This is a genomic window from Flavobacterium sp. U410, assembly GCF_053570605.1.
This window is the reverse complement of the sequence record NZ_JBSEFI010000002.1, coordinates 111101-128408: the sequence shown is the minus strand read 5'-3', so window position 1 is coordinate 128408 and position 17308 is coordinate 111101. Positions and strand designations below refer to the sequence as shown.

12 protein-coding genes are annotated in these 17308 nt (G+C 34.6%); 2 read left to right on the top strand and 10 right to left on the bottom strand.

Annotated features, from left to right (window positions below):
* Positions 1 to 3: 3 nt before the first annotated feature.
* The 10 genes from rpsG to ACUSJC_RS02100 all read right to left on the bottom strand — a co-directional run bounded on the left by rpsG (position 4) and on the right by ACUSJC_RS02100 (position 12453).
* Complete coding sequence (rpsG, locus tag ACUSJC_RS02145) at positions 4 to 480, bottom strand: 30S ribosomal protein S7 (RefSeq protein WP_449267906.1); 477 nt, start codon at positions 478 to 480, stop codon at positions 4 to 6.
* Between the two features lie 25 nt (positions 481 to 505).
* Positions 506 to 886, bottom strand: coding sequence for a 30S ribosomal protein S12 (gene rpsL / locus ACUSJC_RS02140; RefSeq protein ID WP_072781281.1), 381 nt, complete (start codon positions 884 to 886; stop codon positions 506 to 508).
* A gap of 166 nt (positions 887 to 1052) precedes the next feature.
* Positions 1053 to 2489 carry an alpha-amylase family glycosyl hydrolase gene (locus tag ACUSJC_RS02135; RefSeq protein ID WP_449267905.1) on the bottom strand — a complete coding sequence of 479 codons (1437 nt, stop codon included), beginning with the start codon at positions 2487 to 2489 and terminating at the stop codon, positions 1053 to 1055.
* Positions 2490 to 2580: 91 nt separating this feature from the next.
* Entirely contained in the window at positions 2581 to 4416 is a 1836-nt protein-coding gene (locus ACUSJC_RS02130; protein ID WP_449267904.1) for a glycoside hydrolase family 13 protein, read from the bottom strand.
* A 31-nt stretch (positions 4417 to 4447) separates the two neighbouring features.
* Positions 4448 to 4681, bottom strand: a complete 234-nt coding sequence (locus ACUSJC_RS02125; RefSeq protein ID WP_449268038.1) for a GIY-YIG nuclease family protein — start codon at positions 4679 to 4681, stop codon at positions 4448 to 4450.
* Between the two features lie 76 nt (positions 4682 to 4757).
* Positions 4758 to 6869 carry a glycoside hydrolase family 97 protein gene (locus ACUSJC_RS02120; protein ID WP_449267903.1) on the bottom strand — a complete coding sequence of 704 codons (2112 nt, stop codon included), beginning with the start codon at positions 6867 to 6869 and terminating at the stop codon, positions 4758 to 4760.
* A gap of 3 nt (positions 6870 to 6872) precedes the next feature.
* Positions 6873 to 9176, bottom strand: coding sequence for a glycoside hydrolase family 65 protein (locus ACUSJC_RS02115; protein ID WP_449267902.1), 2304 nt, complete (start codon positions 9174 to 9176; stop codon positions 6873 to 6875).
* Positions 9177 to 9203: 27 nt separating this feature from the next.
* Entirely contained in the window at positions 9204 to 9857 is a 654-nt protein-coding gene (gene pgmB / locus ACUSJC_RS02110) for a beta-phosphoglucomutase (protein ID WP_449267901.1), read from the bottom strand.
* A gap of 4 nt (positions 9858 to 9861) precedes the next feature.
* A complete protein-coding gene (locus ACUSJC_RS02105; RefSeq protein ID WP_449267900.1) occupies positions 9862 to 11208 on the bottom strand; it encodes an MFS transporter in 1347 nt (448 codons plus the stop codon).
* A gap of 201 nt (positions 11209 to 11409) precedes the next feature.
* Positions 11410 to 12453 (bottom strand): LacI family DNA-binding transcriptional regulator, encoded by a 1044-nt coding sequence (locus tag ACUSJC_RS02100; RefSeq protein ID WP_449267899.1) that lies wholly within the window; start codon positions 12451 to 12453, stop codon positions 11410 to 11412.
* Positions 12454 to 12678: 225 nt separating this feature from the next.
* Here ACUSJC_RS02100 and ACUSJC_RS02095 point away from each other — a divergent pair, with 225 nt between their 5' ends.
* Positions 12679 to 15735, top strand: a complete 3057-nt coding sequence (locus tag ACUSJC_RS02095; RefSeq protein WP_449267898.1) for a SusC/RagA family TonB-linked outer membrane protein — start codon at positions 12679 to 12681, stop codon at positions 15733 to 15735.
* An 11-nt stretch (positions 15736 to 15746) separates the two neighbouring features.
* Positions 15747 to 17294 carry a RagB/SusD family nutrient uptake outer membrane protein gene (locus ACUSJC_RS02090; RefSeq protein WP_449267897.1) on the top strand — a complete coding sequence of 516 codons (1548 nt, stop codon included), beginning with the start codon at positions 15747 to 15749 and terminating at the stop codon, positions 17292 to 17294.
* Positions 17295 to 17308 lie beyond the last annotated feature (14 nt).

Genomic DNA, 17308 nt, shown 5'->3' with positions numbered 1-17308 from the left:
GAATTAAAATCTAAAGTGAGAGAATGCTTTGTTAGCCTCAGCCATTTTGTGAGTATCCATTCTTTTCTTAACTGCAGCACCTTCTTCTTTAGCAGCAGCTAAAATTTCAGAAGCTAAACGTGCAGCCATTGATTTCTCATTTCTTCTTCTTGCATAAAGAATCATCCATTTCATCGCCATAGAAATTTTTCTATCCGGACGAATTTGCATCGGAATCTGGAATGATGCTCCACCTACACGACGAGAACGAACTTCTACGTGAGGCATAACATTTGTTAAAGCGTCTTTCCAAATCTCTAATGACGTTTTCTCTGCGTCTTGCTTTTTAGTTTCAACGATGTCTAAAGCATCATAAAACACTTTAAAAGCAACTGATTTCTTACCATCCCACATTAAGTTGTTTACAAAACGAGTCACTAATTGATCGTTAAACTTCGGATCCGGTAAAAGAGGTCTTTTTTTGGCCTGTCTTTTTCTCATGTCTTTTCTTTAAAAGTTTTTAAAATTACTTTTTGTCTTTAGGGCGTTTAGCACCATATTTAGATCTTCTTTGTAAACGACCGTTAACTCCGGCTGTATCCAAAGCACCACGTACGATGTGGTATCTAACTCCTGGTAAATCTTTTACCCTTCCACCTCTAACTAATACTATCGAGTGCTCTTGTAGATTATGTCCTTCACCTGGGATGTAAGCATTCACTTCATTACCATTTGTCAAACGCACACGCGCAACTTTACGCATTGCTGAGTTTGGTTTTTTTGGCGTTGTAGTGTAAACACGCGTACAAACCCCTCTTCTTTGAGGACAAGAATCTAAAGCAGCCGATTTACTCTTCTTAGTTATTTTGGCTCTTCCAGTTCTTACTAATTGTTGAATTGTTGGCATAATTACTAATAAATTAATACTTGATTTAACTACCCTATTTTAGGGGATGCAAAGGTAAAAATTATTTTTTATAATCCAAATCTTAAATCTTTAATTTTCAAGATGATTACAAAAAAATAAAGACAATCATGTTTTGATTGCCTTAAAAAAATATTCTTTTTAACCATTAATTGACCAAAATATAATATTGCCAAGGTTGCAATTTCAATCCTTCTTCTTTTTGGAATTCAAATGGTTTTCCGGTATTGTAATCGGTATATTTTTGATCTAATTCAAAAGTCACGTTTTGTTCATCTTTTGTCAAATTGGCCACAAAAACAACTTTTTTTCCTTCTTTTTCTCTTTCAAAAACCAAAACCGAATTATCATCGGAAGTTGGAATCTTTTTGTACGAAGCTTTTTGTTTCCCTCCTGCTAAAGCCGAATTATTATTTTTTAATTCTCCTAATTTCACTAACAAATCCCATTCTTTTCCTTTAGTTTTTGGAATGGAATCTTTTTCAAAAAATTTCAAACTATGATCCAATCCATATTCATCTCCACTATAAATTAAAGGCATTCCCGGAGTCACATAAGACAGCACTACCATTGCTTCTCTAGCTTCACCTAATCTTGAGTTTATGGTTCCATTCCACGAATTTTCATCATGATTATCTACAAAGTTCATTAATATGTCATTGGCTTCATAATCTTTGGAAACCTTTTCCATGTAGTTATCCCAATCTGCAACCGCCTTTTTCCCTTTTGCAATATCATTCATTAAATGATGACCATCCCAAACATAACACATATCGAACAAGTCCTTTTTCAATAACTCTGGCTGCCAAGCTTCCGCTAACATGAAGATGTTTTTCTCTTTTCTCAATTGCGGAATGGCTTCTTGCCAAAAATCGGTTGGAACATTACTTGCCACATCGCAACGGAAACCATCAATATTTTCGTTTTTAATCCAATGCAGCATATCGGAAGTCATTTCTTTTCGCAATTCTTTATTGTCATAATTCAAATCAGCAACATCTGTCCAGCCCCAAGATTTTCCTGTTTCCGGATTAATAGGATCTATGATTTCGCCTTTTTCATTTTGCGTATAAAATTCCGGATGTTCTTTTATCCAAACATGATCCCAACCGGTGTGATTTGGTACCCAATCCAAAATTACATACATCCCGTTTTCATGAGCTGTTTTGACTAAATTTCTAAAATCTTCAATAGTTCCAAACTCCGGGTTTACTTTTTCGAAATCAGTAACGGCATAATAACTTCCTAAATATTTGTGTTGTTCGGCTTCCGGCATTTCAGACGCAAATTTGCTATCATCGCCACCGGTCGCTTTTCTTTTCGTTTGAGAAATTGGAAAAATAGGCATTACCCAAATAATTTTCACGCCCAATTCTTTTAACTGCGGAATGTCTTTGGTAAACGCATTAAACGTTCCTTCTGGTGAATATTGACGAATATTAGCTTCATATATCACAGCGTTATCTGCTGTTGTTTCGTTTATGGCTTCTAATTTCGGTTCTTCGGGTTGAATTTCTGTTGTCTGTTCTTTTTTACAGCTAAACAAAATCAGAATGGTTAAAACTGATACAATTATTTTCTTCATTGTGCTTTAGTTATTTTAAAAAATATGCTTTATGAGATTTAGCTACGCTGAACTTGCGTTTCTTGCTAACACTCGAAATGACAATGTATCATTATTTTAATTCTAAAATTAAACTTGATTTTCCTTCAATTGATAATTCCTCTTTTAAACCGATAGTTTTTCCTGAAAGAATATCATTTCCAGACGTAAATCCTTTTAAATTTTCTTGAAATCGATTCAATTTTATTTTTTGATTGTCTAACGAATTATTCAAAACTACCATCACGCTTTCTGTATCGTTGTGACGGAAATACACATACACATTATTTTCCGGAATGTAATGCGTTAATTTCCCCGAATGAATGACTTCTTTATTTTTTCTCCAATTCAATAGTTTTTTGGTGAAATCAAAAAATTGCTTTTGCATTTCAGTTCGTCCAGAATTGGTAAACGCATTATTTGAATCACCTTTCCAACCGCCAGGAAAATCTTGACGAATATCAGCATCCCCTTTTCCTTTATCACCAGCCATTCCTATTTCGGAACCGTAATATAATTGCGGAATTCCGCGAGTTGTTGCCAACAACGTAATTCCTAATTGGTATTTCTTAATGTCGTTTTGATAGTTTTGATTGAAACGACCCGTATCGTGATTCTCTAAAAATATCAATAAGTTATTTGGATTTGCGTATAAGAAATCATTAGTGAAATTGTCGTAGAATTTGATTACACCATCATTCCAACCTGCTTTATCTTCATTAAAAACATTCCCAAAAGCATCGTGCAACGTAAAATCCATTACACTTGGTAAATACGAATTATAACTTTGGATTTTAGCAATTGGGCTATCTTTTTGCCAATACGACATTTGCGCTTGGTCGTGCATCCAAACTTCACCAACGATATTAAAATAGGGATATTCGTCAGTAATCGCTTTTGTCCATTTTGCAATTCCGTCTTTATCGTTATACGAATACGTATCTACTCTATAACCATCTAAATCGGCATATTCAATCCACCAAATGGCATTTTGAATTAAGTAATTCAACACTAATGGATTTGACTGATTCAAATCGGGCATACTTGGCACAAACCATCCGTCCATGCAATATTTCGCATCGCGCACTGAAGCATTTGGGTCGAATTGTGTTGTCATGCGATAATTACTTTGGGCATAACCCGGAAATTGATGAAACCAATCGTATGTTGGCATATCTTTAAACATCCAATGTTCAGCGCCCCAATGATTGGTAACATAATCTTTAATCAATTTCAGGTCGCGTTTGTGCATTTCAGCAGCTAAACGTTTGTAATCTTCATTGGTTCCGTAACGAGCATCGATTTGATATACATCCGATTGTCCGTACGTGTGATACGAATAGCCTTTATCGTTGTCTTCGCAAAGTGGTGTTGACCAAATTGCCGTTGCACCTAATTCTTGGATATAATCTAAATGATCGATGATTCCTTGAATGTCGCCACCGTGTCTTCCGCCTGATAAACTTCTGTTTCCTTTTTCTTGTAATTTTGGAGAAGAATCGTTGCTTTCGTTACCATTTGCAAAACGATCTGGCATTAACAAATAGATTACATCGGAAGTATCAAAGCTTTTTCTATTAGCTGAATTTTCTTTTCTCTTTTGGATTTCGAAATCTTTTGAAAAAGATTTTTTACCGTTTTTAAATTGAAATTTCAAGGTTTGAGCGGCAACATTTTTAGTATCAATCGTTACAAAAAGATAATTAGGATTTTCAGTTTTAGTGACATTCGTAATCACAACATTATTAGAAACTGAAACTGAATTTTGCGCTATATTTTTTCCGTAAAACAGAATTTGAATTTCGCTTTTATTCATTCCTTCAAACCAAAATGGCGGTTCCATTTTATCGATTTGGGCAGAAATTGAAATTGTAAATAGTGTTGTAAGTATGTATAGTAGTTTTTTCATTTTGACTTTATTTTGTCAAGCTGAACTTGTTTCAGCTTCTATTTTTCCATAAATCTTCCCAATTTGGATTGTTTTCTTCAATCAAATTAATTTTCCATTGACGATGCCAATTTTTCAATTGTTTTTCTCTTTTAATTGCATCATCAATGTATTGAAACTCTTCAAAATAAACCAATTTGAAAAGTTTATATTTAGAAGTAAAAACAATTCCGTCTCCACTCGTATGCCTTTCCATCCTATCATCAACACCTCTTGTAACACCAATAATTATGATAATTTCTTTGTGGCATATTTATTAGATACTGAAACAAGTTCAGCATGACAAAAGGAGAAATTCATAATTATTTTACCTCTACAATGCTAACTGCATAACCACCGCCAGCAGCTGAAGTCATTTTTAGTTTTGTTTTATTGGTAACTTTTTGTTTCGAAATTACATAAGCTTGAGGATTTGTTTTATAATCAGCATCATTTGCATCAGCATAAATTGTTGCTTCATATTTTTTTCCTTTTTCCAAGAAATCTAAGCTAATTGTTGCGCTTCTTTTATTATATCCGTTAGTGTTACCCACAAACCAATTGTTTGAATTTTTATCTTTTCTAGCAATGGTTAAATAGTAACCTGGTTCTGCTTCTAAATATTTTGTTGTTGACCAATCAACCGGAACATCTTTAATGAATTGGAACGCATCTAAGAAACGATTATAATTTTCCGGTAAATCGGCAGCCATTTGCAACGGACTATACATAGTAACATACAATCCTAATTGATTCGCAATTGTAGCATTTACATGAGAATTATTATCCGGATTTATCTTAGCAATATCCATTTCGAAAACTCCCGGAGTGTAATCCATTGGTCCACCAATTAATCTTGTGAAAGGTAAAATCGTAGTATGATTTGCTTTTGAACCACCAAACGCTTGGAACTCTGTTCCACGAGCCGATTCGTTTCCAATCATGTTTGGATACGTTCTGTAAATACCTGTTGGACGAACCGCTTCGTGTGCATTAATCATAATTTTATACTCAGCCGCTTTTTCAATTACATATTGATAGTGATTGATAATTGATTGCGAATAATGATGCTCTCCTAATGGTAAAATATTACCCACATAACCCGATTTAACAGCCTCGTAACCATGGTCATTCATGAATTGAAATGCTTTATCTAAATGACGCTCATAATTTCTGGTTGAACCCGAAGTTTCGTGATGCATAATCATTTTTACACCTTTTGATTTGGCGTAATTTTCAATTTCCACGACATTAAAATCAGGATAAGGCGTTACGAAATCGAAAACATAATCTTTTTCGTGACCAAACCAATCTTCCCAACCTTGGTTCCAACCTTCTACTAAAACGCCATCAAAACCGTGAAGCGCTGCAAAATCGATTAACTCTTTTACATGTTTAGTTGTGGCTCCGTGTTTTCCGTTTGGTTTCGTTTTAGCATAATCCGTAATTCCTAATTGTACAGAAGGAACATCATCGGTATAAGCCCAAGAGCTTTTTCCGGTAATCATTTCCCACCAAACACCAACATATTTTACCGGTTTAATCCAAGACGTATCTTCAAGTTTACAAGGATCATTTAAGTTCAACGTCATACGAGAAGCTAAAATATCACGCGCATCATAACTTGCAATAATAGTTCTCCAAGGTGAAGTAAACGGAGCTTGCATGTGACCTTTATCGCCACGAGCATCAGGAGTTAAGTGCGATTTGAACACCATGTTTTTATCGTCTAAATCCAAATTCATTAACGAATAATTGATTAACGCTGCTTCGTGTAAGTTGATGTACAATCCGTCAGCCGATTTCATCATTAATGATGTTTGCACGCCTGTTTCAGAAAATTGCGTTTGCGAAGCATTTGACGTCAAAGCCGATTTAAATAACGATCTGATTTCTGATAATTTCGATTCGGTATAATCGTATTCTTGTGTATCATAATCGCCTGGAATCCACAAAGCGGTATGATCGCCAGTCATTGCAAATTCTGTACGTTCTTCTTTAATGATAAAATAGATCAACTCTTTTTGCTCAGGAAACTCATAACGGAAGCCTAAACCTTCATCGAACAAACGGAAACGAACGATTAATTTTCTATTGGTTTCTTTTTGTTTAAGTGTTACCGCTAATTCATTGTAATGATTTTTGATTACTGATTCTTCACCCCAAACCGGATTCCATATTTCATTATGTGCACCTCTAGCTTCATTGACTAATTCAAAATCATCTATTAAAGATTTTTTATCGTCTTTTATAAAGAAACCCAATTTACTTGGCTTGATTACTTCTTTTCCTTTCAAATACAAAGCATACGTTGGTTCTCCACTTTTAGAAAGTGAAAAATTCATTTTAAATGCTCCGTTTGGTGATTGTAATTCTTGTGCATTCACAGCCAATGAAACCACAGAAAGGAATAACAGAATAATTGTTTTTTTCATTTTTTAAGTATTTAAAAGAGATTTAGCCTCAAAAGATTTTCCGTTTAATTGAATAGCAACATTTTGGTCTCCATCCACAAAAATTTCGGTTCCCGATTGCGTCACTTGAACTTTAAAGATACGATTTCTGAAGTTAACTTTAAAAGAATACGATTGCCATTCCGAAGGAATTTTCGGTTCAAAAGAGAGCGTTCCGTTTTTCACACGCATTCCTCCGAAACCTTCTACAATACTCATCCACGTTCCCGCCATTGATGTAATGTGTAAACCTTCATGCACTTCTTTGTTGTAATCATCTAAATCCAAACGAGACGTTCGTAAATAGAATGTATACGCTTGTTCCATTCTGTCCAAAACAGCAGCCTGAATAGAGTGCACACAAGGCGAAAGTGAACTTTCATGAACAGTAAATGGTTCGTAAAAATCGAAATGCTTTTTCAATTCATCTTTGGTAAAATGATCTTCAAAGAAATAAAAACCTTGTAACGTATCGGCTTGTTTGATGTAAGGCGAACGCAAAATCCTGTCCCAAGACCATTTTTGGTTAATTGGCCGTTGCACTTTGTCTAAATTAGCAACAGTGACCAATTCTTTATCTAAGAAACCATCTTGTTGTAAAAACACACCGTGTTCTTTGGAATAAGGAAAATACATATTGTCGGCCACTTGTTTCCATTCTGAAATTTCAGTTTGCGACAATTTTGCCTTATTCATAATTCGGGTATAATCGGTTCCGAATTTATCAGCAACATTTTCAATTTGTTCCACAGCGTAATCAATACACCATTTCGCAATATAATTGGTATACCAGTTATTGTTCACATTATTCTCGTATTCATTTGGACCGGTTACGCCCAAAATCACATACTTATTTTTATGGGTAGAATACGTTGCTCTTTGATGCCAAAAACGTGCAATTCCGATTAAAACTTCTAGACCTTTTTCAGGAATATACGATTCGTCTTCGGTATATCGCGTGTAATTGAAAATAGCAAAAGCTATGGCTCCGTTTCTATGAATTTCTTCGAATGTAATTTCCCATTCGTTATGACATTCTTCACCGTTCATAGTTACCATCGGATACAAAGCTGCTCCGTTTGAAAAACCTAATTTCTCTGCATTTTCAATCGCTTTATCCAATTGGTTGTAACGATACGCCAATAAATTTCTGGCTACGTTTTGATCTTTGGTTGCCATGTAAAACGGAATACAATAGGCTTCCGTATCCCAATAGGTAGAACCGCCGTATTTTTCGCCGGTAAATCCTTTTGGACCAATATTCAAACGCGAATCTTTACCTGAATAGGTTTGGTTCAAATGAAAAATATTGAAACGAATTCCTTGTTGGGCTTTCACATCACCTTCAATGGTGATATCGCTCATTTGCCAAATTTTATCCCAATCTTGAATTTGAGTTGACAAAAGTGTTTCAAAACCTAATTCGTTGGCTTTATCAATAGCATTTTGAGCCGCAGCGAATAAATTTTCAACCGCATGATTCATTGACGTAACATACCCTCCGAATTTCTGTAGAGCCACTGTTTGATTTTGTGCCACCGAAACGTTATAACTCAATTGTACTTTCGCTTCTTCCTGAGTTACAGTAGCCGGTTTCAAATTCAGATTTTCACCATCCAAGAAAACTTGGTTATCCATAAAAGTCACTATTTCAAAATTCGTTTTTAAAGTATGTGACTGGATAAATCCTGCGTTTTCGTGTTGTTTTATGTCATCTACTTTCCAGAATTTCTCTTCCCAGTTAGTGTCTTTATTTTCGATTCCTGAATCAACATACGGTTTCCAAGTAACATTTATCGACTTGTTCAATGGTGTAATTTGGTAACGAATTGCTCCCACTTCATTCCATTCTAAAGACAAGAAACGCAACACATTCACTTGAATTTCTACGTCATTTGGCAAAACTGCTTGAAAAGAACGTTTGTACCAACCTTCTTTCATATTCAATTCGCGACGGAAATTGGCAACTGATTTACAGGTTTTCAAATCAAAATTAACACCGTCAATTTCAATTTGAATTCCAATCCAATTGGGTGCGTTTAAAACTTTGGCAAAATATTCGGGATAACCGTTTTTCCACCAACCCACTTTGGTTTTATCAGGATAATATATTCCGGCAATATAACTTCCTTGAAAAGTACTGCCTGAATAATCTTCTTCAAAATTAGCACGTTGTCCCATGGCTCCGTTCCCTAAACTGAATAAACTTTCAGAGGAACGCACCTGAGCCGGCTCAAATCCTTCTTCTATAATTGACCAATTATTTGGCACTATATAATCTTGATTCATATTATTGATACTTTCAGAACGAAAGCATTATTTTTTAATTAATTCTTGTAAAAAATCTTCACTTATCTGTGTAAAGTCTTGAAAACAGAATTGAGCTTCCTTCAAAACATTTACCTCTCCAATTCCTATGCTGGTCATTTGCGCAACATTTGCGGCTTGAATTCCGGCAACTGAATCTTCAAACACGATACAATTTGTTGCAACCGCATTAACTTTTTTAGCACCTTGCAAAAACACTTCCGGATCTGGTTTAGCATTGGTTACATCGTTTCCGTCTACAATAGCATCAAAATAGTGTAGTAGGTTGGTTTTTTCTAAAATGGGTTTAGCATTTTTACTCGCTGATCCTAATACAATATTTTGCTGATTTTGTTTTAAAAACTCCAATACTTTTTCCACCCCCGGCAGAACTTCTGTGGCATCCATTTTTTCAATAAACGAAAGATATTCGTCATTTTTTCGGATCAACCAAAGTTCTTTTTGTTCTTGAGTAGCCTGAACCTTTCCCCATTCCAAAATCAACTCTAAAGAACGCACACGACTAACGCCTTTTAATTGTTCGTTATCTTCATGAGTGAATTGGATTCCAATACTTTTAGCTAAATTTTGCCAAGCCACAAAGTGATATTTAGCAGTGTCTACTATAACACCATCTAAATCAAAAATGAATGTTTTTTTCATCCCTTTATTTAGCATCATTTGTATCTTTTACTCTTATCATAAGAACTGCGGCGATCAAGAAACTCACTCCGCTAGTCACCAAAGCATAAATGGCGTTATCATGATAAAGATATTTTACCAATGGTCCGCCAATTAAAGCATTTACAATTTGAGGAATTACAATAAAGAAGTTAAAAATCCCAATATAAACACCCATCTTTTTTGGTGGAATAGCACCTGCAAGTATCGCGTAAGGCATCGCCAAAATACTTGCCCAAGCAATTCCGATGGCAATCATAGAAAAAATTAACTGATTAGGTTCGGAAGCGATATAGATTGACAGCAATCCTAAACCTCCGATGATTAATGAAATCGTATGTGTTTTTTTACGACCTACTGTTGCAGCAATTTGTGGCAATACAAAAGCAAAAATGGCAGAAACCAAATTGTAAATTCCAAAAAGGATCCCAACCCAATCGCCTGCATCTTGATACGCTTTGCTAGAACTGTCGCCTAGTGGCAATTGATAAATATGATGTGCAATTGCCGGTGTTGAAAAAACCCACATTCCGAATAAACCAAACCAAGAGAAGAATTGCACCCAACTTAATTGACGCATGGTTTGTGGCATTTTTCTAAAATCTTCGAAAATATCCAACAAACTTGCTTTTTTTTCTTCAATTTGGACTTCATCAAAACTTTCGTTTTCAAAGGCAGCGACTTCTTCCGGCGAATATTCTTTAGTTGAAAGAACGGTAATCAAAATTGATCCGATAAGAACTGCTGCTCCAATAACAAATGATAAAATCAAGTTTAAGGGAACTGAACCATCTACCGTTTCGTTTGAAACACCAAACCAATGTGTTAACACATAAGGCAACCAAGAACCGATTACGGCACCAATTCCAATCAATGCAGTTTGTACACTAAAACCTAAAGTGTGTTGGTCTGATCTAAGATTATCCCCAACCAAAGCTCTTAGTGGCTCCATGGCAATATTAAAGGACGCATCCATAATCATTAACATTCCCGCTCCCACCCAAAGCGCCGGAAGGAATGCAATAAAAATGTCGGCTTGCGGCATTAATATTAATCCGACTGAAGCTAGAATAGCTCCCACAAAAAAGAAAGGTTTTCGTCTTCCCAGTTTTTTACTCCACGTATTATCGCTGTAATGCCCAATAATAGGCTGAACAATTAATCCCATTAAAGGAGCAATGATCCAAAACCATGACAATTCATGAACATCGGCACCAAAAAGTTGAAGTATTCTGCTGGCATTTGCATTTTGCAACGCAAAACCCATTTGAATTCCAAGGAAGCCAAAACTCATGTTCCAGATTTCCAAGAAACTTAACTTACGCTTTTCCATTATCGTAATGCTTAATTATTTTGGTTTAATACGATAAGCGTATTATGCTTATCAAAACTTAATTGTAGAAGTGAAGTATAAGCTTTGATATCACAAATTTATTTTTTTGTTTATTTTTTTATTTAATTCGCAATGATTTTTTTTTTTTAGAAACTCATTATTTTAATTACAAACATCTAATTATCAATAAATTAAACAAAACTATCTCGTTTTCGTAGAATCGCGTAAAATCAAATTGGTTTCAATTAGTTCTGTTTTATATTGTTCTACCGTTTCTTCATTTTCATCATAATCTTCTTCATTTTCCAATCGTTCGATAAGCATTTGAGCTGCTTTTCTTCCCATTTTTATTCCATTCTGGCTCACAGTTGTGATTGTTGGTGTAGAATACTTAGAAATAATACCATCTGTAAAAGCAATTACTTCTAAATCTTCAGGAATTTTAATTCCTAAACTATTTGCAATCTTTATAGCTACTACTGCAAACAATTCGTTCACGGCAAAAATAGCATCAACTTTTTCTGTATTTAATAAATAATGAATCTTAGCATCACAATTATCAATATCTTCAATCTTTACAATATATTTATCTTCCACCTCAATTCCATGAGTTTGTAAAGCTTTCACATATCCGTCTGTTCTTAATTTCCCGACACTTACATAATCTACTGTGGTAATCAAAGCCACTTTTTTAGCACCTCCTTCAATCAAAAAGGAAACCGCATCAAAAGCTGCCGAAAAATCATCAATGATAACTTTATCCGTAAAAATTTCGTTGGCAACTCGGTCAAACATAACAACCGGCATCCCTTGATTCATTACTTCTATGATGTGATGATAATCTGCTTTTTGCTGCGTTTCTTTAGAAAGCGACATGATAAAACCATCGGTACTTCCGTTAGCCAACATTTCTAAGTTGATGACTTCCTTATCAAAAGATTCATTTGACATACAGATAATTACATTATATCCTTGCTCATTAGCCACCTGCTCTATACCTGTAATTACGGTTGCAAAAAAATGATGTACAATTTCAGGAATTACTACACCTATTGTTTTCGTTTTTTTATTCTTTAAACTAAGTGCAATATTATTAGGTTTGTAATTATACAATTTAGCAAAAGCTTGCACTTTTAATCGTGTATCTTCACTTATTTCAGGGCTATTTCGAAGTGATTTAGAAACAGTTGAAACTGAAACATCTAGTTCTTTGGCAATTTGTTTGAGGGTTACCTTTCGTCTCATGATTTTAACAAAAAATAATAAATTTTGAATAAATGTAGTCTATATTTTTCACTATCACAATTTTACATCAAAAAATAACGCATTTCATTAAAGTTTTCAACACGAAAACGTTTTCGGTAGGTAGTTAATCGAATTTCATTTTGGAAAACGTTTTTTTTACATAATTTTAACATTAGAAGTGAATTATAAGCGAATAAAAACAATCGTTTAACCTAATATTTTTGTATGAAAACATTGCAAAAAAAGTTACTACTTTTACTACTTATTTTACCTATAAGTATGTTTGCGCAAAACACTTTAAAAGGAGTGGTTTTGGATAGTGGTTCTCAACAACCTTTACCCGGTGTAAACATTTTAGTAAAAGGAACGTCAAATGGTACAACTACAGACTTTGACGGAAACTTTATCCTAAACAATCTAAAGAAAAATGATGTATTAGTCCTTACTTACATTGGTTTTAAGCAGACCACTTTTACCTATACAGGTCAAAGCAACGTAAGTTTATCCATGACAGAAGATCTTCAACAATTACAAGACATTGTAGTTATTGGTTATGGTACCGTTAAAAAAGAAGATGCAACTGGTTCAGTTGAATCTATTACGTCTAAAGACTTTAACAAAGGAACAATTATCACTGCTGATCAATTATTAACAGGTAAAGCCGCCGGAGTAAGAATTACCAACAATGGTGGTCAACCTGATTCTGCTCCAAATATTAGAATTCGTGGAGGTGCATCTCTTACCGCTAATAGTAGTCCTTTAATTGTTATAGATGGTATTCCTGTTGACAATACTACACCTGCCGGGGTAAGCAATCCATTATCCTTAATTAATCCTAATGATATTGAGAGCTTTACCGTATTGAAAGATGCCTCAGCAACCGCCATTTATGGTTCAAGAGCTTCAAATGGTGTAATTATTATCACGACTAAAAGAGGTAGTAAAGGTGCTCCTGAATTCAACTATTCTGCCAATGTATCTATTGGTAAGGTTACTAAAAAAATTGATGTAATGAATAGCAGTGAGTTTACCCAATTCATTTCAGAATATCATCCCGATTTAATGGATGATTTAGGAGTTGTCAATCCAACTACTGGAGAACAAGTCATTTATAATACTGATTGGCAAGATGCCATTTATCGTACGTCTATTTCTACAGATCATAATTTGAGTGGAAGAGCTAATTTATTTGGCTACTTACCTTTTAGAGCGTCAATAGGATATACAAAAAATGAAGGATTGGTAAAAACAAATGACTATGAAAGATACTCATATTCTGTTAAAATGACACCAACTCTTTTTGATGGTCATTTGAAATTAGATGTAAATGCTAAAGGGATTTACACTAACAAAAATGCTATTGATGAAGGTAGTGTTCTGGCTGGAGCTGTCAATATGGATCCAACAAAGCCAATTTATGACGATTTTGGAACAAGCCTTTTTGGTCCATATTATCAAACCATGGATAACACTGATCCAAATATCATTAGTGGTCAATACAATCCTGTGGCTCTATTAAATCAGAGAAAGAGACCTGAAAAAAATTTACGTTTCTTAGGTAACATGGAGATTGATTATAAACTGCATTTTTTACCAGAATTAAGAGCTGTAGTTAATTTAGGTTTGGATGCATCAGAAGCTAAAATCAGAGAAACTTTTTCTCCTAATAACATTTCATTATACAGATATAGCTCTGATAGCTATCAAGTATTTAATTCTGGTAAAAATTATGAAGAGCATCAGAGTATTACCAATACAACCTTTGATGGTTATCTAGTTTACACTAAAGAATTAGAAGGTGCATTACGAAAATTTGATGTCCAAGGAGGTTATTCATACCAAAACTTTAAAAATGATGGTTACAAAGACACTTACAACATGAATAACGACACAGGTGTTATTGAGTCTAGTTTAGATCCTACCAATGCTTTTTATAACCCTAATAATCCTAACAATAGATATTATAATGTTTTAAACCTACAATCTTTTTTTGGAAGAACAAATTTTGATTTCTATAACAAATATCTAATTACTATTTCTTTTAGAGCTGATGGTTCTTCTTTATTTAATAAAGACAATAGATGGGGGTACTTCCCTGCTGCTGCTTTAGCTTGGAAATTAAAACAAGAAAGCTTTCTACAAAACGTAAATTTTGTAAATGACTTAAAATTACGCTTAAGCGCTGGTAGAACAGGACAGCAAGATATTACTTCAGTTGGTTTCTATCCATCCATTCCACTATTTTCAATAGGAAGTACTACTAGTCAATATTTACCGGGTTCCAACTTATATTCTGCAAATCCTTATAACCCCAATTTGACTTGGGAAAAAACAACAACTTATAATGCAGGTTTAGATTTTGATTTCTTCAAGGGCAACTTCGTTTCAGGATCATTTGATATCTACAAACGTTACACAAAAGATTTATTAGCTACTGTTCCAACCGCTCCAGGTCAATATCTAAAAGATAGTTTCATTAACAATGTTGGTAAAACAGAAAGTAAAGGTTTTGAATTGAACCTGAATTTCAAACCTGTTCAAACAGAGAACACTAGTTTTGAATTTAATACCAACATCGCTTACAATTACACAGAAATAACTGACTTAGGAGATGTAACCATGATTAATTCCGGAGGTACTTTACCTACTGGAACCAATGTAAATAGCCAAGTAAATGCTGTAGGATATCAACCGTACTCTTTCTGGGTTTTCGAACAACTTTATGATACAAACGGAAATGTTATCCCAGGAGCTTTTGTAGATCGCAACGGTGATGGGCAAATTACAAATGACGACCGTTATTTTGTTGAAAGAACTCCAAAATGGACTTTTGGTTTTGGATTTAACTTTAACTATAAAAATTGGGATTTAAGCTCTAGTTTCCGTGGTCAATTTGGAGGTCAAACCTATAATTCTAGAATTCTTACTTCTGGATGGACAAATGCTGTTGTACCTGTTAGAGGAAGTAATTTAACTAATGTGCTTAATTTTTATGATGGAGCAGCTGACCCAAGTTTTGTCAACTTCAATGGAAATGAAAAATTTTCCGACTATATGCTCCAAGACGCTACGTTTTTACGTTGTGAAAACATTGTCTTAGGGTATCGTTTCAAAAAATTATTTGAAAACGACAACACTTCACTTCGTTTGTATGGCTCAGTAAACAATGCCTTTTTAATTACTAAATATTCCGGTCAGGATCCAGAAGTATTTAGTGGTATTGACAACAACTTTTATCCAAGACCGAGAGTATACACCTTTGGTTTAAGTTTAGACTTCTAATATAAATTGTTATGAAAAAAATAAAATTATTAAGTTTAATTGCTTTGTTGTCTTTCACATTTTCATGTACAGATGACTTAAACACAGAGCCAAAAGTTGAACTATCCTTAGAACAACTTTTAGCACAAGACCCTAATGCTATAGAGGGTATTATGTCTAAACTATATGGCTCTTTCGCTTTATCAGGTCCTAACGGAGCTGGGAGTTCTGATATTTCTGATGACCCGGGAGAATCACCTTTTTTACGTGGTATCATCAACCTACAGGATTTCACAGCTGATGGCATGAAAAATCGTTGGGGTGACGATGGTTTAGACCAATTAACAACAACGTCTAACTGGGACGAGAACAACAAATTCTTCCGCTACTTATACAACCGTGTCTATTACACGGTTCCTCAATGTAATAATTTATTAGTAGTTTTACAGAATGTTGACGTTCCTAATAAAGACCAAGTAATTTCTGAAGTTCGTTTCCTAAGAGCTTTAGCTTATTACTACATGATTGACTGCTTTGGAAAAGGTGTTTTGGTTACTGAGAACGAGGCTGGGACTACTACTCCACTTCCTGAATCTTCAAGAACAGAACTTTTCAACTTTGTAGAAAGCGAATTAACCGATATCGTGGAAATTCTTCCAACTTCAAATTCTTATGGTAGAGCAAATAGATATGTTGGAGCTATGTTATTGGCTAAACTTTACATGAATGCAGGTGTTTACACAGGTACACAACGCTATACAGATGCTTTTCCTTACATCAACATGATTATCACCGAAGGGGGGTATACTCTTGAACCAAACTTTGTAGCTTTATTCTCTGGAGATAACTATTCCTCTAACGAAATTATCTATCCTTTGATAGCTGATGCTGTTTCTAGTCAAAGTTATGGAAACACAACCTATATTGTTAATGGAAGCATGAATAGTGCTACTATGAATACTTCATTATTTGGAAATCCAGGAGGAAATGATGCTTGGGCAGGACATAGAGCTACAAAAGCCTGGTATGGCCTTTTCGGTAATTTAGGAACATCAACTGATGATAGAGCTCAATTATTTTGGACTGACGGGCATACTTATGAAATGACTAATTATAAAGAATGGACTAATGGATTCCCTTCTGTTAAATTTAGAAACACTAATTATTATTCTATTTCAGGTCCATCAACCGTATTCTCTGGAACAGACTTCCCGTTATACCGCTTAGCGGATGTTTACTTAATGTATGCTGAATGTCACCTTAGAGGTGGTGGTGGTACTGCTACTGATGCCTTAGAATATGTTAATGCGGTGAGAAATCGTTCACATGCCACTTCAATTGGTTCAGCAGATTTAACATTAGATTTTATCTTAGACGAAAGAGCAAGAGAGTTAAATCTTGAAGGACACAGAAGAAGTGACTTAATTCGTTTTGGAAAATTTACAGGTGCCTCTTATTTATGGCCTTGGAAAGGGAATACACTAAATGGTGCAGCAATTCCTAGTACTTATAACTTATTTCCTATTCCATTAACAGCATTACAAGCTAATCCAAACTTAACTCAAAATCCAGGTTATTAATATTTTTAAAGAAT